The 17320-nt window shown below is 69.6% G+C and carries 18 protein-coding genes; 15 read left to right on the top strand and 3 right to left on the bottom strand.

Features of this window, described 5'->3' with window-relative positions:
- Positions 1–97 precede the first annotated feature (97 nt).
- The 11 genes from AC1RTA_RS07335 (at position 98) to AC1RTA_RS07285 (ending at position 10761) form a co-directional block, all read left to right on the top strand.
- Positions 98–1093, top strand: coding sequence for a CobW family GTP-binding protein (locus tag AC1RTA_RS07335; protein ID WP_492784374.1), 996 nt, complete (start codon positions 98–100; stop codon positions 1091–1093).
- 12 nt (positions 1094–1105) lie between these two features.
- Entirely contained in the window at positions 1106–2170 is a 1065-nt protein-coding gene (locus AC1RTA_RS07330; protein ID WP_492784373.1) for a CobW family GTP-binding protein, read from the top strand.
- A 6-nt stretch (positions 2171–2176) separates the two neighbouring features.
- On the top strand, positions 2177–2485 hold the full coding sequence (locus tag AC1RTA_RS07325; RefSeq protein ID WP_492784372.1) for a hypothetical protein: 309 nt from the start codon (positions 2177–2179) through the stop codon (positions 2483–2485).
- A gap of 98 nt (positions 2486–2583) precedes the next feature.
- Complete coding sequence (locus tag AC1RTA_RS07320) at positions 2584–4038, top strand: coiled-coil domain-containing protein (RefSeq protein WP_492784371.1); 1455 nt, start codon at positions 2584–2586, stop codon at positions 4036–4038.
- 164 nt (positions 4039–4202) lie between these two features.
- Positions 4203–5096, top strand: a complete 894-nt coding sequence (locus AC1RTA_RS07315) for a metal ABC transporter substrate-binding protein (protein ID WP_492784370.1) — start codon at positions 4203–4205, stop codon at positions 5094–5096.
- 7 nt (positions 5097–5103) lie between these two features.
- Positions 5104–5697 (top strand): ATP-binding cassette domain-containing protein, encoded by a 594-nt coding sequence (locus AC1RTA_RS07310; RefSeq protein WP_492784369.1) that lies wholly within the window; start codon positions 5104–5106, stop codon positions 5695–5697.
- Positions 5694–6512, top strand: a complete 819-nt coding sequence (locus AC1RTA_RS07305; RefSeq protein WP_492784368.1) for a metal ABC transporter permease — start codon at positions 5694–5696, stop codon at positions 6510–6512. Before AC1RTA_RS07310 ends, AC1RTA_RS07305 begins: the two co-directional genes overlap by 4 nt.
- 76 nt (positions 6513–6588) lie before the next feature.
- Positions 6589–7818: an STAS domain-containing protein gene (locus tag AC1RTA_RS07300; RefSeq protein ID WP_014235693.1), complete on the top strand. Its 1230-nt coding sequence runs from the start codon at positions 6589–6591 to the stop codon at positions 7816–7818.
- Between the two features lie 74 nt (positions 7819–7892).
- Positions 7893–8429, top strand: coding sequence for an ATP-dependent protease subunit HslV (gene hslV / locus AC1RTA_RS07295; protein ID WP_014235692.1), 537 nt, complete (start codon positions 7893–7895; stop codon positions 8427–8429).
- A gap of 7 nt (positions 8430–8436) precedes the next feature.
- Positions 8437–9774 (top strand): ATP-dependent protease ATPase subunit HslU, encoded by a 1338-nt coding sequence (gene hslU / locus AC1RTA_RS07290; RefSeq protein ID WP_492784367.1) that lies wholly within the window; start codon positions 8437–8439, stop codon positions 9772–9774.
- Positions 9775–9885: 111 nt separating this feature from the next.
- Positions 9886–10761: an AEC family transporter gene (locus AC1RTA_RS07285; RefSeq protein WP_416243597.1), complete on the top strand. Its 876-nt coding sequence runs from the start codon at positions 9886–9888 to the stop codon at positions 10759–10761.
- Here AC1RTA_RS07285 and AC1RTA_RS07280 read toward each other — a convergent pair.
- The gene (locus tag AC1RTA_RS07280; RefSeq protein WP_492784366.1) at positions 10758–11579 is read right to left on the bottom strand and encodes a hypothetical protein; all 822 of its coding nucleotides are present in this window, start codon (positions 11577–11579) and stop codon (positions 10758–10760) included. The two genes, AC1RTA_RS07285 and AC1RTA_RS07280, sit on opposite strands and share 4 nt — an antisense overlap.
- A gap of 129 nt (positions 11580–11708) precedes the next feature.
- Here AC1RTA_RS07280 and AC1RTA_RS07275 point away from each other — a divergent pair, with 129 nt between their 5' ends.
- Both AC1RTA_RS07275 and AC1RTA_RS07270 read left to right on the top strand, forming a co-directional pair.
- Positions 11709–12065, top strand: coding sequence for a hypothetical protein (locus AC1RTA_RS07275; protein WP_014235788.1), 357 nt, complete (start codon positions 11709–11711; stop codon positions 12063–12065).
- 2 nt (positions 12066–12067) lie between these two features.
- Positions 12068–12742 (top strand): SCO family protein, encoded by a 675-nt coding sequence (locus AC1RTA_RS07270; RefSeq protein ID WP_492784365.1) that lies wholly within the window; start codon positions 12068–12070, stop codon positions 12740–12742.
- Positions 12743–12745: 3 nt separating this feature from the next.
- On the opposite strand, the gene AC1RTA_RS07265 is transcribed toward AC1RTA_RS07270, so the two are convergent.
- Positions 12746–13477, bottom strand: a complete 732-nt coding sequence (locus AC1RTA_RS07265) for an SDR family NAD(P)-dependent oxidoreductase (protein ID WP_287874668.1) — start codon at positions 13475–13477, stop codon at positions 12746–12748.
- Between the two features lie 29 nt (positions 13478–13506).
- Between AC1RTA_RS07265 and AC1RTA_RS07260 the strand changes: the two genes are divergently transcribed.
- The gene (locus tag AC1RTA_RS07260) at positions 13507–14316 is read left to right on the top strand and encodes a helical backbone metal receptor (RefSeq protein ID WP_492784364.1); all 810 of its coding nucleotides are present in this window, start codon (positions 13507–13509) and stop codon (positions 14314–14316) included.
- A 161-nt stretch (positions 14317–14477) separates the two neighbouring features.
- On the opposite strand, the gene AC1RTA_RS07255 is transcribed toward AC1RTA_RS07260, so the two are convergent.
- Entirely contained in the window at positions 14478–15071 is a 594-nt protein-coding gene (locus AC1RTA_RS07255) for a 5-formyltetrahydrofolate cyclo-ligase (RefSeq protein WP_492784363.1), read from the bottom strand.
- 161 nt (positions 15072–15232) lie between these two features.
- On the opposite strand from AC1RTA_RS07255, the gene AC1RTA_RS07250 reads away from it, so the two are divergent.
- Positions 15233–17221 (top strand): lytic transglycosylase domain-containing protein, encoded by a 1989-nt coding sequence (locus tag AC1RTA_RS07250; RefSeq protein WP_492784362.1) that lies wholly within the window; start codon positions 15233–15235, stop codon positions 17219–17221.
- Positions 17222–17320 lie beyond the last annotated feature (99 nt).

Below are 17320 nucleotides of genomic sequence, written 5' to 3'. Positions count from 1 at the left end.
CCCCCGAACTCCCCGCCGGCTTCCGCCTGGCCCGCATGGAAGTGGATCTCCACGGCCAGTGCCCCGCCTGCGCCGCCGCCCAGCCCTGAAAGCCGCCATGCTCACCACCGATCCCCGTATTCCCGTCACCCTGCTCACCGGCTTCCTCGGCAGCGGCAAGACCACCCTGCTCAACCGCATCCTCAAGGAAGCCCACGGCCAGCGCATCGCCGTCATCGAAAACGAATTCGGCGAAGTGGGGGTGGACAACGACCTGCTGCTGGAAAGCGAAGAGCAGATCGTGGAGATGAACAACGGCTGCATCTGCTGCACCGTGCGCGGCGACCTCACCCGCATCCTGGGCGAGCTGGTGGCAAAGCGCGCCAACGGCACCCTGCATTTCGACCGGGTGCTGATCGAGACCACCGGCCTGGCCGACCCGGGCCCGGTGGCCCAGACCTTCCTGGTGGAGCCGGAAGTGGCCCAGGCCTACCGCCTGGACGCCATCCTCACCCTGGTGGATGCCAAGCACGCCATGGTGCAGCTGGACCAGCACGAGATCGCCCAGGAGCAGGTGGGCTTTGCCGACCGCCTGCTGCTGACCAAGACCGACCTGGTGAGCGAGGCCGAGAAGGCCGCCCTGATCGCCCGCCTGGTGGACATCAACGGCCGCGCCGCTATCTATGAGACGCTCCAGGGCCAGGGCGTGGACCTGGCGGCCCTGCTGGACGTGAACAGCTTCTCCCTGGAGTCGGTGCTGGAGCGGGAGCCGGATTTCCTCGCCAGCGGCCACCACCATCACCACAACAACGCCATCAGCAGCTTCGCCTTCACCACTCACGGCGAGTTCGACCCGGCCCGCCTGGACGAATTCTTCGGCGCCCTGGTGCAGGTCTACGGCGAGGACATGCTGCGCTACAAGGGCCTCCTGGCCGTGACCGGCCAGGCCCACCAGATCATCCTGCAGGGGGTGCACATGCTGGTGGCCACCAACGTGGGCCGGCCCTGGGCCGAGAACGAGGCGCGGGAGTCGCGCATCGTCTTCATCGGCCGCAACCTGCCCCGGGACATTTTCGAGAAGGGCCTGCGCCAGTGCATCGGCAAGCCCTGGTAAGCGCATAAGACCATGGACCGCCGCGTTCCCGTCAGCGTCCTCACCGGCTTCCTCGGCGCCGGCAAGACCACCCTGCTCAACCACCTCCTGCGCCAGCCGGAGATGGCGGATACGGCCGTGCTCATCAACGAGTTCGGCGAAACCGGTCTGGACCACCATCTGGTGGAAAAGGTGGACGAGAACCTGGTGCTGCTCGACTCCGGCTGCCTCTGCTGCTCCGTGCGCGGCGACCTGGTGCGGGCCCTGAAGGACCTGGCCATGCGCGCCCAGCGGCGCGAGATCAAGGCCCTGAAGCGGGTGCTGATCGAGACCACCGGCCTGGCCGATCCGGCGCCGGTGATGCATACCCTGATGGAAGACTTCTTCATCGCCGAGCGCTACCGTACCGACGGCGTCATCACGGCGGTGGATGCCACCCATGCCGAGGGCCAGCTGTCGCGCCACTTCGAGGCGGTGAAGCAGGTCACCATGGCCGACCGCCTGCTGCTGACCAAGACCGACCTGCTCGCCGATCCCGAGGCCCTGCCGCGCCTGGAGCGCCGCCTGCAGCGCCTCAACCCCGGCGCGCCGCGCCATGTGGTGGTGCAGGGCCGGGCCGACGCCGCCTGGTTCCTCGACAGCGGCACCTTCAACGCCGCCGCCAAGGCGCCGGAAGTGGCCCGCTGGCTGGCGGAGGAAGCGGTCAAGGCGACCCGGGCCAACCACAGCGGCCACGACCACGATCCCAACCGGCACGACGCCCTGGTGCACGCCTTCACCCTGCGCTTTGCCGAGCCCCTGCACTGGGGCGATTTCCTCGAAGCCCTGGACGTGCTGCTGGCCACCTGCGGCGACCGCATCCTGCGGGTCAAGGGCCTGGTGCACGTGGCCGGGGAGGCGCAGCCCCGGGTGGTGCATTGCGTGCAGCACACCCGCTACCCGACCCTGGTGCTGGATGCCTGGCCGGAAGCCGAACCCTTCAACGACCGCAGCACCCGGCTGGTGTTCATCGTGCGCAACTTCGCCAAGGACCACGTGGAGAAGGCCTTCACCATGTTCTGCGGCGGCGTTCGCGATGCCGACGGGCAGGCCGTCTAAACCGCCATGATGCCGGCGCCGCGCTGCCGCCCCCCCGCCCGCCTCGTCCGCTGGCTGGCCCTGCTGCCCCTGTTGCTGGCGGCGGTGTGGCTGCTGCACCTGGCCAGCCACCTGCAGGGCGAGGAGGGGGCCGGCCCGGTGGCCGAGTCCTGTCTCGTCTGCCTGCACCTGGGCGGCCACGCGACGCCCCTGGCGGCGACGGCTGCTCCCCTGCCCTTGTCCCTGGCCGCTTTCGAGCCGGCCATCGCCAGCGCGTCCCGCTGGCGCCATCTGCCGACCCCCCTGCCCCGCCAGGGCGCCCCGCCTCGATCCTGAGCAACGAGCCATGAAGAGCCGCATCCCCCTTGCCTCTCCGGCCCGGGGCGGGCGGCCGTCGCTGTCCCGTCGTTGTCAGATTTGAATTGAGGTAGACCATGTTCACTCCCCGTTACACCCCCCTGGCCCTGGCCGTTTCGTTTGCCCTGGCCGCCGGCGCCGCCCAGGCCGCTCCCGATGCCGACGTGGCCCGGGAAATGAAGCAGATGCGCGAGCAGCTGCAGCAGATGCAGCGCGCCTACGAGCAGCGCATCGCCGCCCTGGAAGGGCGCCTGGCCCAGGCTGAAACCAAGGCCGTCAAGGCCGAGAAGACGGCGGTGGATGCCAGCGCCACCGCCGGCGAGGCCAAGGCCAGCGCCGAGAGCGCCCAGGCCTCCCGCAGCCGGGAACCGGTGCGGGCCAATGCCTTCAACCCGGAAATCTCCCTCATCCTCACCGGCACCTACAACAACCTGAAGAAGGACCCCAACAGCTACCAGATCACCGGCTTCACCCCGACCCTGGGCGAAGTGGGCCCCGGCAGCCGCAGCTTCAGCCTGGGCGAGACCGAGCTGGTGCTGAGCGCCAACGTGGACCCCAACTGGCGCGGCGTCGCCATCGCCGCCCTGAAGCCCGAAGGCGGCGTGGACATGGAAAACGCCTACATCGAGAGCCTGGGCCTGGGCCGCGGCTTCAACTTCAAGGCCGGCCGCTTCTTCTCCAGCCTCGGCTATCTCAACGAGCAGCACGCCCACGCCTGGGACTTCGTCGATGCGCCCCTGGCCTACAAGGCCTTCCTCGGCAACCAGTTCGGCCAGGACGGGGTGCAGCTGCGCTGGCTGGCGCCCACCAAGACCTTCCTCGAGATCGGCGCCGAAGCCGGCCGCGGCCAGTCCTTCCCCAGCACCGACCGCAACAAGAACGGCACCACCACCGGCGTCCTCTTCGCCCACCTGGGCGGCGACGTGGGCCCCAGCAACGCCTGGCGCGCCGGCCTCTCCTACCTGGGCACCTCGCCCAAGGACCGTACCTACCAGGACACGGACAGCCTGGGGGCGGCGGTGGACGACACCTTCAGCGGCAAGAGCCGCCTGTGGATCCTGGACGGGGTGTGGAAGTGGGCGCCCAACGGCAACCCCAGCGTCACCAACTTCACCCTCCAGGGCGAGTACTTCCGCCGCACCGAAAGCGGCACCCTGGCCAGCAACTCGGCCGCCGGCGCCTGCGGCGGCGATTGCAGCGGCAGCTACGAGAGCAAGCAGTCCGGCTGGTACCTGCAAGGGGTGTACCAGTTCATGCCGCGCTGGCGCGCCGGCCTGCGCCACGACCGCCTCGACTACGGCACGGTGGACATCGGCCTGGCGAAGAACGGCATCCTCAGCGGTTCCGACTTCCCGGTCATGGCCAGCCACAACCCGACCCGCAACAGCGTCATGTTCGACTACAGCCCCAGCGAGTTCTCCCGCTTCCGCGTGCAGCTGGCGCGGGACCAGTCCGGGCTGGGGGAGACGGACAACCAGGTGTTCCTGCAATACATCCAGAGTCTGGGCACCCACGGCGCCCACAAATTTTAAAAACCACGCTGGCACCGGCGATGCTTCGTTACTCGGGGCCTTGTGTGCAAGAGCACACGGCGGACCCTCGCGCCTAGCCTCGCCGGCACTCGCGCGGTTTTCAAGGTGATCTGAATTTTTTGGCGGTGCGGGCTTTGCCCCTCCGCCGGCTGAAAGGAATTTCCATGCAACGACTGATTGTTTTACTGCTCCTGGCTTTCACCCTGCCGGCCCAGGCGGCGCTCAATGTGCTGGCCACGGTGCCCGAATGGGCGGCCCTGGTGAAGGAGATCGGCGGCGACAAGGTCAATGTGGTGGCCGCCACCAACGGCCTGCAGGACCCCCACCGCATCGAGGCCAAGCCCTCCCTCATCGCCCGGGGCCGCAACGCCCAGCTGCTGGTGGCCACCGGCGCCGAGCTGGAGGTGGGCTGGCTGCCCCTGGTGCAGCGGGAGTCGGGCAATCCGGCGATCCAGAGCGGCCAGCCCGGCTATTTCGAGGCGGCCCGCTACGTCACCCTGCGCGAAGTGCCGGCGGTGCTGGACCGCTCCCACGGTGACGTCCATGCCGGCGGCAATCCCCACATCCAGACCGATCCGCGCCTCTACCTGAAAATCGGCGAGGCCCTGGCCGAGCGCCTGGCCCAGCTGGACCCGGCCCAGGCCCAGGCCTACCAGGCCGGCTACCGCAGCTTCGCCGAACGCTGGAAGGCCGCCATCGCCCGCTGGGAAGCCAAGGCCGCCCCGCTCAAGGGCGTGCCGGTACTGGTGCAGCACGACGCCTTCCCCTACCTCAATGCCTGGCTCGGCCTGAAGCAGGTCGGCGTGCTGGAGCAGAAGCCGGGCATGGAACCGTCTTCCGGCTACCTGGCGGAAGTGCTGGCGCGGCAGCAGCACAACCCGGGGCGCATGGTCCTGCGGCCCGCTTACCAGTATGATGCCCCCTCCCGCTGGATCGCCGACAAGGCCGGCATCCCCGCCGTGATCCTGCCCTTCACCGTGGGCGGCACGGCCGAGGCCAAGGACCTGTTCTCCCTTTTCGACGACACGGTGAACCGCCTCCTGGCCGCCCTGCGCTGAACCCTCCATGCCCACTGCCTCCGCCCATCCCCTGCTCAGCGTTGCCGCCCTCGTCGCCGGCTACGGCCGGCCCGTGGTGGGGCCGGTGGATTTCACCCTGGCCCGGGGCGAGGTGCTGGGGCTGGCGGGGCCCAACGGTTCGGGCAAGAGCACCCTGCTCTCGGCCCTGGCCGGCGCCGGCCGGCGTTTTGCCGGCAGCGTCGAGCTGGCGCCGGGGGTGGAAATCTCCTGGCAGACCCAGCGCCAGCCGGCGGTGGCCGGCATCCCCCTCAACGGCCGGGAGCTGCTGGCCCTTACCGGCGCCAGCGCCGCCGGCCTGCCGCCCTGGCTGGCGGCCCGGCTGGAGGAGCGCCTGGACCGGCTTTCCGGCGGCCAGCTGCAGTTCCTGCACCTGTGGGCCTGCCTGCAGGCGCCGGCGGACGTGATCCTGCTCGACGAACCCACCAACAACCTGGACCCCCAGGGCGTGGCCGCCCTGGGAGCCGCCATCGCCGCCCGGGCGGCGGCCGGGGCCGGCATCGTCCTGGTCAGCCACGACGACGATTTCGTCGCCGCCGCCTGCCAGCGGGTGGTACGCCTGCCGGGAGGGCTGCGGCCATGAACCTGGATCTGCTGTCCGACCCCCTCTTTCTCTGGCCCTGCCTCACCGGCCTGGTCTTCGCCCTGCTGCTACCCCTCTGCGGCGCCTACCTGCGCCTGCGCGGCGAGTGGCTGGCGGCCCTCTCCTACGCCCAGATGGCCGCTGCCGGCAGCCTTTCGGCGGCAGCTCTGGCCCTGCCCCTGGTCCTGGGCGGCCCGGCTGCGGCCTTCCTGGCGGCGGCGGTGAAAAACGCCTTCGAGGAGGCGGCCGAAGCCACCCGGGGCGCCGCCTACGCCATGCTGCTGTTGGCCGGCTGGGGCACCGCCGTGCTGCTGGCAGCCAACCTGCCTCTTGCCGAGCGCCTGGGCCATGCCCTCTTCGACGGCCAGCTCTATTTCACCGACCGCAGCCATTTCCTCGCCGCCCTGGGTGCCTTCGCCGTGGCCGTGCCCCTGCTGCGCTGGCTTTCCCGGCCCCTGCTGCTGTCCCATTTCTATCCGGACTTCTACCGGGCCCGGGGCCGCTCCAGCCGCCGCCTGCACCTGGCCTTCGACCTGGTGGTGGCCGGCATCCTGGCCCTGGCCACCACCAGCGTCGGCGTCATGGCCGCCTTCGCCCTGGTCTTCATTCCCCCCCTGGCCGCCGCCCCCTGGGCCCGCAGCTGGCGTGCCGCCCTGTGGCTGGGCGCCCTCCTGGGCGGCCTGGCCCACCTGCTGGCCTTCGCCCTGGCCCTGGTCCTGGATCAGCCCTTCGGCCCGGTGCTGGCCCTGCTGCTGGTTCTCCTGGGGGCCGCCAGCGCCCTGCTGGCGCGCGGTTTTCCCCGGATTGCGGCATGACGGCGTAGTGTGATAAAAGTCATAAGCTAGTCGTTATATACTGCTGCGGCGTTTTGCTGCCCACTGAAAGCAGGCCATGATTTTCTCGCTGTTCAAGAAGAGTCGCGAAGACAACAAGGTTCCCGAAGCCCGCATGGTCAAGGTACCGGCGCCGACCCCGGCCGCCGCGCCCCAGCCCGCCGGGGCTCCTGCCGCGCCCGCCGCCGCGCCCCTCGAAACTCCCTCCAAGGCCGCCCCGGCCGTGGATTCCATGTCCCTGGACTTCACCGGCTTCTCCCTCGGCGACCTGGAATCCGGCGGCATCGAGCTGGATAACGAAAGCGATCCCCTGGAAGCCGTGGTGGAGCAGGCCGCCGTGCTCTACGCCAACGGCCAGGAAGGCGTCGCCAAGGCCACCCTGGAAGACGCGGTGGGCCGCTACCGTTCCGGCCCCACGGCCATCCGCCTGTGGATGATGCTGTTCGATTTCTACCAGCTGCACGGCGACAAGGCCGCCTTCGAAAACCTGGAACTGGACTTCGCCCGCATTTTCGAGCGATCCCCGCCGGCCTGGTGCGATACCAAGAAGGCCGAGGCGGTGGTGGCTGGCGGCACGCCTACCACTCTCTTCAAGGGCGCCATGGAAGGCAGCAACCACGCCGCTTTCGGCATCCTGGCCGATGCCCTGGAGAAGAACCAGAAGCAGCGCCTGGACCTGTCCAAGGTGCAGCAGCTGGACGATGCCGGGGCCGAGCGCTTCCTCAAGCTGTTGCAGCAGTCGGCCAAGCGCAAGCAGGTGCTGGAACTGGCCGGCATCGAGGCCCTGGAAGGCCTGCTGGCCGCTGCCGCGGTCACCGGCAAGGCCGAGAATCCCCAGTGCTGGCTGCTGCAGCTGGAGCTGCTGCAACGGGCCGGCCGCCAGGAACAGTTCGAGGAGCGGGCGGTGGATTACGCCGTCACCTTCGAAGTGTCGCCTCCCTCCTGGGACCCGGCCCGGGTCCAGGCCACCCCGGTGGCCGCCGCCCAGTGTCCGGACTGTACGGACGGCAGCGAGGGCGACGAGGCCTACCGTCTCAGCGGCGAACTGAAAAACGCCCGCTTCAACGACCTCAAGGATTTCGCCGAAAGCCGGGACCCGGTGGTCCTGGATTTCACCGCCGTGGTGCGCATCGACTTCGTCAGCGCCGGCGCCCTGGTGAATATGCTGACCCCCTGCAAATCCGCCGGCAAGGCGGTCATCATCCGCAACACCAACCGCCTGGTGTTCGAGCTGCTGGCGGTGGTGGGGGTCAATGCGGTGGCCCGCATCGAGCCGGCACGCAAGTGAATTGGCAGCCTGCCGCCCCGCCGTGGCGCGGGCGGCAGCGCATTTCCCCTTCTTTCCCGAACTGAAGAAACCGCATGGAACAGTATCACGGCACCACCATCCTCTCGGTGCGCCGCGGCGCCTCCGTCGCCATGGGCGGCGACGGCCAGGTGACCCTGGGCAACATCGTCGTCAAGGCCACGGCGCGCAAGGTGCGCCGCCTCTACAACGACCGCATCCTGGCCGGCTTTGCCGGCGGCACCGCCGACGCCTTCACCCTCTTCGAGCGCTTCGAGGCCAAGCTGGAAAAGCACCAGGGCAACCTGGTCCGCTCCGCCGTGGAACTGGCCAAGGACTGGCGCAGCGACCGGGCCCTGCGCCGGCTGGAGGCCATGCTCTCCGTCGCCGACCGGGAGTCCTCCCTCATCATCACCGGCAACGGCGACGTGCTGGAACCGGAGTACGGCATCGTCGCCATCGGTTCCGGCGGCGCCTACGCCCAGTCCGCCGCCCGGGCCCTGATCGAGAACACCGAGCTGGCCCCCGGCGAGGTGGTGCGCAAGTCCCTGGAGATCGCCGGCGACCTGTGCATCTACACCAACCGCAATTTCACCATCGAGACCCTGGAGTAAGGACGCCATGACCCAGATGACTCCCCAGGAAATCGTGCACGAGCTGGACAAGCACATCGTCGGTCAGGCCCAGGCCAAGAAGGCCGTGGCCATCGCCCTGCGCAACCGCTGGCGCCGCTCCCAGGTGGAAGAGGGCCTGCGCCACGAGATCACGCCGAAGAACATCCTCATGATCGGCCCCACCGGCGTCGGCAAGACCGAGATCGCCCGCCGCCTGGCGCGCCTGGCCAATGCCCCCTTCATCAAGATCGAGGCCACCAAGTTCACCGAGGTGGGCTATGTGGGCCGGGACGTGGACACCATCATCCGCGACCTCATGGAGACCGCCATCAAGGGCCAGCGCGAGCAGGCCATGAAGAGGGTGCGGGCCCGGGCCGAAGACGCGGCCGAGGACCGGGTCCTCGACGCCCTGCTGCCTCCCGCCCGGGGTGCCGGCTTCTTCAACGAGAACCAGGGCAGCAGCGAGGATTCCACCACCCGCCAGAAATTCCGCAAGAAGCTGCGGGAGGGCGAGCTGGACGACAAGGAAATCGACATCGAGGTGGCCGCCCCCGGCATGCAGGCGGAGATTTTCGCGCCGCCGGGCATGGAAGAGCTGACCAGCCAGATCCAGGGCATGTTCCAGAGCATGGGCACGGCCCGCAAGAAGTCGCGCAAGCTGAAGATTCCCGAAGCCATGAAGCTGCTGGTGGAGGAAGAGGCGGCCAAGCTGGTCAATGACGAGGAAGTGAAGCTGGAAGCCCTGAAGAACGTGGAGCAGAACGGCATCGTCTTCCTCGACGAGATCGACAAGATCGCCTCCCGCTCCGACGCCCACGGCGCCGACGTTTCCCGCCAGGGCGTGCAGCGGGACCTCTTGCCCCTGGTGGAAGGCACCACCGTGTCCACCAAGTACGGCATGGTCAAGACGGACCACATCCTCTTCATCGCCAGCGGCGCCTTCCACCTGGCCAAGCCGTCGGACCTGATCCCCGAGCTGCAGGGCCGCCTGCCCATCCGGGTGGAACTGGATTCCCTCTCCGTCTCCGATTTCGAGCAGATCCTGACCCAGACCGACGCCTGCCTGACGCGCCAGTACCAGGCCCTGCTCGGCACCGAGGGCCTGAAGCTGGAATTCACCGCCGATGGCATCAGGCGCCTGGCGGAAATCGCCTACTCGGTCAATGAAAAGACCGAGAACATCGGTGCCCGCCGCCTGTACACGGTCATGGAAAAGCTGCTGGAGGAAGTCTCCTTCACCGCCGGCAAGTCCGGCGCCGAGACCCTCACCGTGGACGGCGCCTACGTGGATGCCCGCCTGGGTGAACTGTCCCGGGACGAGGACCTCTCCCGCTACGTGCTGTAAGAAGCGGGGCGGCGGCAGGCCGCCCCGGCGCCCTCCACCTAGGGGCAACCCTGATGGCCGCCCCGCCCGGGCCGCCGTTACACTCTCCCGGAACCCCGCCCTGGAGCCGGCATGCTGCTGCGCATCGTCGCCATCGTCTTTCCCCTCTTCGCCATCGTCTTCTTCGGCTGGCTCTACGGCCGCAAGAAGCAGCCGGACATGGCCTTCGCCAACCAGCTCAACATGGAAGTGTTCGTGCCGGCCCTGGTCTTCGCCGCCATGGCCGACAAATCCTTCGACCTGGCCGCCAACTGGGGTCTGGCCGTAGGCGCCGTGGTGGGCGTGGTCGGCTCCGGCCTCGCCGGCTGGGGCCTGGCCCGTCTGCTGGGCAGCGCCCCCAAGACCTTCGTGCCGCCCATGATGTTCAACAACTGCGGCAACCTGGGTTTGCCCCTGGCGGTGCTGGCCTTCGGCGACGGGGCCCTGGCCCCCATGGTGGTGCTGTTCATGGTCTCCAACCTGCTGCACTTCTCCTTCGGCGCCTGGCTGCTCGACCACCACACCCGCCTGACCAACCTGTGGCGCATTCCCGTGGTGCTGGCCAGTCTGGTCGGCCTGGCGGTGAGCCTGCTGCACATTCCCATCTGGCCGCCCCTGAAGCTGGCCATCAAGATGCTGGGCGACGTCTCCATTCCCCTGCTGCTCTTTTCCCTCGGCGTGCGCCTGGCCGGCTCCAGCCTGTCGGCGGTGCGGGTCGGCCTGTGGGGCGCCCTGGCCCGGCCCCTGGTGGGCCTGCTGCTGGCCTACGCCACCGCCCTGGCCTTGGGCCTGGAAGGGCAGCAGAAAGCCCTGCTGGTGATCTTCGGCGCCCTGCCGCCGGCCGTGCTCAACTACGTCTTCGCCGAACGCTATCGCCAGGAGCCGGACCAGGTGGCCTCCATCGTCCTGCTCGGCAACCTGGCCGCCCTCCTGTTCCTGCCCCTGGCCCTGGCCCTGGTGTTGCCCTAGGGCAATACACTCTCCAGGCAACGGCGCAGCAGGAATACCCGGCGCAGGCTGCGGCCCCGTTTGTGGCGCCAGGGCCGGGCCAGGAAGGTGATGGCGCGCAGCCACAGCATGGCCCGCCGCAGGCAGCGGCGGATGTCGGCCGCCGGGTGGGCGGCGAAGTAGCGCTCCAGCAGGGCCTCGCCCATGGTCTGCCAGGCGGCTTCGCCCCGGTCGTCGAGGAGCAGGCAGGAATTGACCAGCAGCACCAGGTCCAGGGTCTGGGCCACGGCCAGGGGCAGGTGCTCGCCGATGTCTTCCTCGAAATCGATGCGGTAAATCTCGCCCTGCCACAGCATCAGGTTTTTCACCTGGCTGCCGCCGTGCCAGTGGCCGGCCCGGTGGAAGGCCGCCAGGTCGTCCATGGCCCGCAGCAGCAGGTCATCCCATTCTTGCCGCGGACGGTCCGTGCGGGCGTGTTCCAGGGTGTCGCCCACCGCCTCCAGGGCCAGCCAGCCGGCCCCTTCCGCCAGCACCCGGGGCACTTTCACCCCGGCGGCGTGGAGGCTGCGCAGGCGGCGGGCTTCGATGCGGATCAGGCCGCCCTGATCCGACAGGGCCAGAGACTGCCGCGGCAGGGGCTGGGGCGAAAGGCTGCCGGCGATGCGGGCGGCGATCCAGGTGACCCAGGGGGCCCGGGTCTGGTCGGAGGCGCGCTTCACCACCAGGGACTGGCCCTCGTGGCTGAGGCGCAGGATGCGTTCCTCGGGACGGGCGGCCAGGGCCGCCTCGATGACGGCGACCAGTTCGGGGGCGCCGGCGGGCAGGTTGGGAGCAGACATGGGGCGGATTATCCCACAGGCCCCGCCGCCACCGCGGGGTCCGGGGCGGCGACAAATCCGGCCTATATCAAATCAGGCGGCCCCGGGCCGGGCTATCATCCGCCCATTCTCCCTGCTTCCGAGGACCCTATGCGCCGTCTTGCCCTGCTCCTGCTACCCCTCTCGCTGTTGGCCGCCCAACCCGCCCGGGCGGCGGATTTGTCGCCCGAATCGGTACTGCAGGCCCTCACCGAGCTGGGCCGCCTCAACGGCACCGCCCTGGCCTGTGGCCAGAAAGAGGTGGTGGCACGGATCAAGGGGCTGGTGATCCAGCGCGCCCCCAAGACCCGCCAGTACGGCGAGGCTTTCGAAGGGGCCACCCAGAACGCTTTCCTGGAGCGCTCGCGCCAGGGGGGCACCTGCCCCGCCGCCCCGGAACTGGCCCGCAAGGCCGAAGCCCTGGCTGAGCAATTGCCGCCTGCCTCCGCCGACGCCGTGGCCCGCTGACCATGAAACACGCCCGTCTCAAGCTCGCCCTGCTGGCCCTGGGTGCCGCCCTTGCCCTGCCGGCCGCCGCCCAGGCCCCGGCCAAGCCTCTCAACCCGGCCCGCCATCTGGCCGCCAGCGGCGACGACATCGCCGTCGGCGTGCAGCCCCGCTACCTGCTGCAGACCCAGTACGGCAACGTGGTCACCAACCAGGACTTCGGCGGCCAGTTCCAGCTGATCACCTTCGGCTACACCTCCTGCCCCGACGTCTGCCCCACCACCCTGGCCGAAATGGCGGCCATCCTGGAACAGCTGGGAGAGGCGGGCAAGCGGGTGCAGCCCATTTTCATCAGCGTGGACCCGCAGCGGGACACGCCCAAGGTCCTGGGCAACTACGTCGCCTTCTTCAACCCGCGCATCCTCGGCCTCACCGGATCGCCGGCCCTGGTGCGGGGCGTCGCCGACAACTTCAAGGCGCGCTACGAGAAGGTCCAGGAGCCGGGCTCGGACCAGTACTGGATGGACCACTCCGCCGGCATGTACCTGCTGGGGCCGGATAGTGGCTTTGTCGCCAAGTTCCCCTACGCCATGCCCGCCGCCGAGATCACGGCGCGCATCAAGGCCCAGCTGGACGCCACGCCGGAGCCGACGCCCCGGGAGCAGCAAGCCCCGGCGGGCGCCCCGCCCCGGCGCTGAGCCTTACCAGTCCAGGGGCTGGCCGTCCCGGAAGAAGCCGCCGCTGGGCCCGTCGTCGGGCAGGGTGGCGGCCCACAGGATGCTGCGGGCGCCCTCCTCGGCGCTGCGCTGGGCGTCGCTGCCGCCCATCTCGGTGCGGCACCAGCCGGGACACACCGCATTGACCTTGATCGCCGCCCCTTCCGCGGCCAGTTCCGCCGCCAGGATGCGGGTGAGGGCGTTGAGGGCCGTCTTCGAGGCCCGGTAGCCGGGCCAGGCGCCGCCCATGGTGGACAGCTGGCCCATGCCGGAGGAGACATTGACGATGCGCCCCCAGCCCCGTCGCCGCATCAGGGGCACCAGGGCCTGCATCAGGCGCAGGGGCGCCAGGGTGTTGGCCTCCAGGGTCGCCGCCACCAGCGCCGGATCGACCCGCAGCAGGCTGCCGCTGGCCGGGTCGGCAAAATCGTGAGGTTCGAGGAAGACCCCGGCGTTATTCACCAGGATGTCCACGCCGCCGTATTCCCGCTCCAGGAAGGCGGCCAGCCGGGCCACGTCCTCGCCCCGGGTGACGTCGGCCACCTGGGCCGCCACCGCCAGGCCGCGCCCGGCCAGTTCGGCGCAGGCCGCCTGCAGTGGACCTTCCCGCCGCCCCACCAGCACCACCCGGCAACCCTGCTCGGCCAACAGGCCGGCCACGGCCAGACCCAAGCCCCGGGCGGCACCCGTCACCACCGCAATTTTTTGCGCTAGCATCGCTGCTCCTTCACGTTCATGGATGCCCGATGATGCAATGGCCCGACGCCCTCGGCAAGCCGCACCCCGCCTGGTCCGCCGATCAGGGCGAACTGCGCCTGGTGTCCCTGGTGCCCTCCATCACCGAGCTGCTGTGGGACCTGGGCCTGGGCCCGCAGCTGGTGGGGCGCACCGGCTTCTGCGTGCATCCGCGGCAGGCCCTGCAGGCCGTGCCCAAGGTGGGCGGCACCAAGGGTTTCTCCGTGGAGAAGATCCGCGCCCTGGCCCCCACCCACGTCATCGTCAATGTGGATGAAAACCGGCGCGAGGAAGTGGCGGCTCTGGAGTCCTTCGTGCCCCACATCGTCGTCACCCATCCCCTGGGCCCGGACGACAATCCGGCCCTGTACCGCCTGCTGGGCCATCTCTTCGGCAAGGAAGGGGAGGCGGAGCGGCTCTGCGCCGACTACGCCGCGGCCCGGGCCGAACTGGCGGACGCCGTGGCCGACCTGCCCCGGGAGACGGTGCTCTACCTGATCTGGAAGAAGCCCTGGATGAGCGTCAGCCGGGACACCTACATTTCCCGCATGCTGGCCGCCGCCGGCTGGGACAGCCTGCCCGCCGACGCCGCCGAACGCTATCCGGAAGTGGACCTGGCCCTGGCCCGCCAGGCCGGGCGCATCCTGCTGCCGAGCGAGCCCTATCCCTTCCGCGACAAGGACGCCCTGGAACTGGCCGCCGACCCGGCCACGGGCGGCACCCCAGTGCTGACGGTGGATGGGGAAATGATCTCCTGGTACGGCAGCCGGGCCATCGCCGGCCTGCGCTACCTGGCGGCCCTGCGCCAAAGCCTGGCCTAGGGCGGCAGGCAGCGGTCCTTTACGCCTGCCCGGGAAGGCAGGAAAGACGGCATTCTCCCGACCACCTGCCGGGGGAGACCGATTGCAAGCCGCTCACCGGCCACACCATCTCAAGACGCCCATCCCGCCTGCCTCTCCCGGCAGTGGCCGACACCGACGACTCAGGGCCGGAAGCGGGTGATGCCGGCTTCCGTCACCAGGGCATCCAGAGGCTCGTCGTGGGGCTCCGGGCCGATGTCGGCCACCCTGGCCAGTTCGTAGCCGACGCCGATGGCCAGGGGCCGGGGGTCCAGGCTGGCCAGGGTGCGGTCGAAAAAGCCGCCGCCGTAGCCCAGGCGGTAGCCCAGCCGGTCCACCCCGTTCACCGGCAGCAGCAGCACCTGGGGCACCAGCCAGGGGCCCTCGGTGGGCGTCGGGATGCCGTAGCGGTCCGGCGCCAGGAGCGTCGCCTCCCGCCACTCGCGGAAGGCCAGGGGCGCATTGGGCACCGTCACCACCGGCAGGGCCGAGCGGCCGCCCCGGGCCTGCCACTCCAGTAGCAGGGAACGCAGGTCCGGCTCGTTCTGCACCGGCCAGCAGAAACCCACCACCTTGCCCTCCAGTTCGGGGAAACCGGCCATGAGGTGGCCGCAGATGGCCTCGGAAAGCAGGGCCACGGCCTCGGCGGAAAGCCCGCGGCGGGCGGCAATGAGGCGCTGGCGCAGGACGTTGCGGTTCTCGGGGGCGGGCGGCGGGGTGAAGGGAATGGCGGTCATGGAGAAAGATGAAATTGGCTCGCTGCGGAGGCCGGGCAGGGCCCCGGCCTGTGCTATGCTCAAAGGGCTGCCAGTGGCTCTGCCGTGACGGCATATTTTCCCGCCAGCCCCTTGCCTCAAGCGCCTGCCCTGCAGACGCCGAACCAGATTATCACACCACGATGTCGCCTTCCCCAGCCCGCCCCCGCTTCGCCCTTCGCCTCACCCTGTGCTCCGCCCTGCTCGGCCTCTGTCTCGGCCTCAACGCCCCGGCCCGCGCCGGTAGCGACGAACAGTTCGTCGCCGCCCGGGACGCCTTCCGCGCCGGCGACCTGAACCGTCTCGACCGCCTCGCCGCCGAGCTGCGGGACCACGAACTGGCGCCCTACGTGGAGTATTTCCAGATCCGCGCCCAGCTGGAGAAGGCCGACGCCAACACCGTCGCCGCCCTCAACGATTTCCTCGCCCGCCAGGACAAGACCTACATCGCCGAGAAGCTGCGCGGCGACTGGCTGCGCCTGCTCGGCAAGCAGCAGCGCTGGAGCGAGTTCGAGGCCGAGTACCCGAAGATTTCCCAGGCCGACCAGGACCTGGCCTGCCTCAGCCTGCAGAGCCGCCTGGCACGCAAGGACCCGAAGGCCCTGGACGACGCCCTGCCCCTGTTCCGCACCCTGCTGGAAGTGCCCGAGCCCTGCAACCCGGTGCTGGACGCCGTGGTGGCGGCCCAGAAGGTCAATTCCGACGACGTCTGGGCCCGCATCCGCCGCCAGTTCGAAATCAACAAGCTCGGCGCCGCCTGGAACACGGCCCAGTACCTGCCCGTGGCCCAGACCCCGGAGCGCAAGCTGTGGGACCAGGTGACGGACAAACCCCTGCCTTTCCTGGTCAAGCTCTCCGGCACCAGCCAGCGCCTGCAGCGGGAACTGGCCCTGCTGGCGCTGCAGCGGGTGGCCCGCAACGATCCGGCCATGGCCGCCCAGCGCCTGGATGCCCTGGAAAGCCAGCTGCCGCCCGCCGATCGGGCCTGGGCCTGGGGCCAGATCGGCTGGCAGGGCGCCCAACGCCACTATCCGGAAGCCCTGGACTGGTACCGCCGCGGCAGCGACCTGACGCCCCTCTCCGACGAAGCCCAGGCCTGGAAGGTGCGTGCCGCCCTGCGTGCCCAGGACTGGCACCTGGTGCGCCATGCCATCGAAGGCATGAGCCCGACCCAGGCCGCCGATCCCAGCTGGACCTACTGGCTGGGCCGGGCCTACAAGGCCGCCGGCCGTAACGACCTGGCCAACCCCCTTTTCGAGCGCATCGCCGGCCAGCCCAATTTCTACGGCAACCTGGCGGACGACGAGCTGGGCCGCCCCATCAAGCTGCCGCCCCAGGCCCGCCCCCTGAGCCGGGAGGAACTGGCCCGGGTCGGCGACAACCTGGCCCTGCGCCGGGCCCTGGCCCTGTTCCGCGCCAACCTGCGCTTCGAGGGCACCAAGGAATGGAGCTGGGCCCTGCGCGGCATGGACGACCGGGAGCTGCTGGCCGCCGCCGAAATCGCCCGTCGCAGCAATATCTACGACCGGGCCATCGCCGCCGCCGACCGCACCAAGAACGAGCACGACTACAGCCTGCGCTATCTCTCCCCCTTCGACGAGCAGGTGCGCCCGGTGGCGCACCAGCAGCAGCTGGACGACGCCTGGGTATACGGCCTGATGCGCCAGGAAAGCCGCTTCGTCACCAACGCCAAGTCCTCCGTCGGCGCCTCCGGCCTGATGCAGCTGATGCCGGCCACGGCCCGCTGGGTGGCGAAGAAGATCGGCCTCAAGGACTACGACCACGGCCAGGTGACCAACACGGACACCAACGTGCTGCTCGGCACCTCCTACATGCGCATGGTCATGGAAAGCCTGGACAACCACCCGGTGCTGGCCTCCGCCGCCTACAACGCGGGCCCCGGCCGGGCCCAGAAATGGCGGGCGGCCAAGCCCATCGAGGGGGCCATCTACGCCGAGACCATCCCCTTCAGCGAGACCCGGGATTACGTGAAAAAAGTGATGAGCAACTCGGTCTACTACGCCTCCCTCTTCAACAACGGCCGGCCCCAGTCCCTGAAAAGCCGGCTGGGGGTGGTGCTGCCCAAGGGCAGCGGTGGCGAGAACCAGCCAAAACCGGAAGATTTGCCGTAAAATCCGGGCTTTCCCGGCGGCGCCAGCGTTGCCGGGAGGTGAGGGGAGCATCGTGCCGGCATCGGCGCGGCGCAAAGACTATAAAGCGACACTCCAGAG

Source organism: Azospira sp. MPR-E4 (assembly GCF_058809645.1).
The sequence above is the reverse complement of the archived record's forward strand: the minus strand, read 5'-3'. Positions and strand labels throughout refer to the sequence as shown.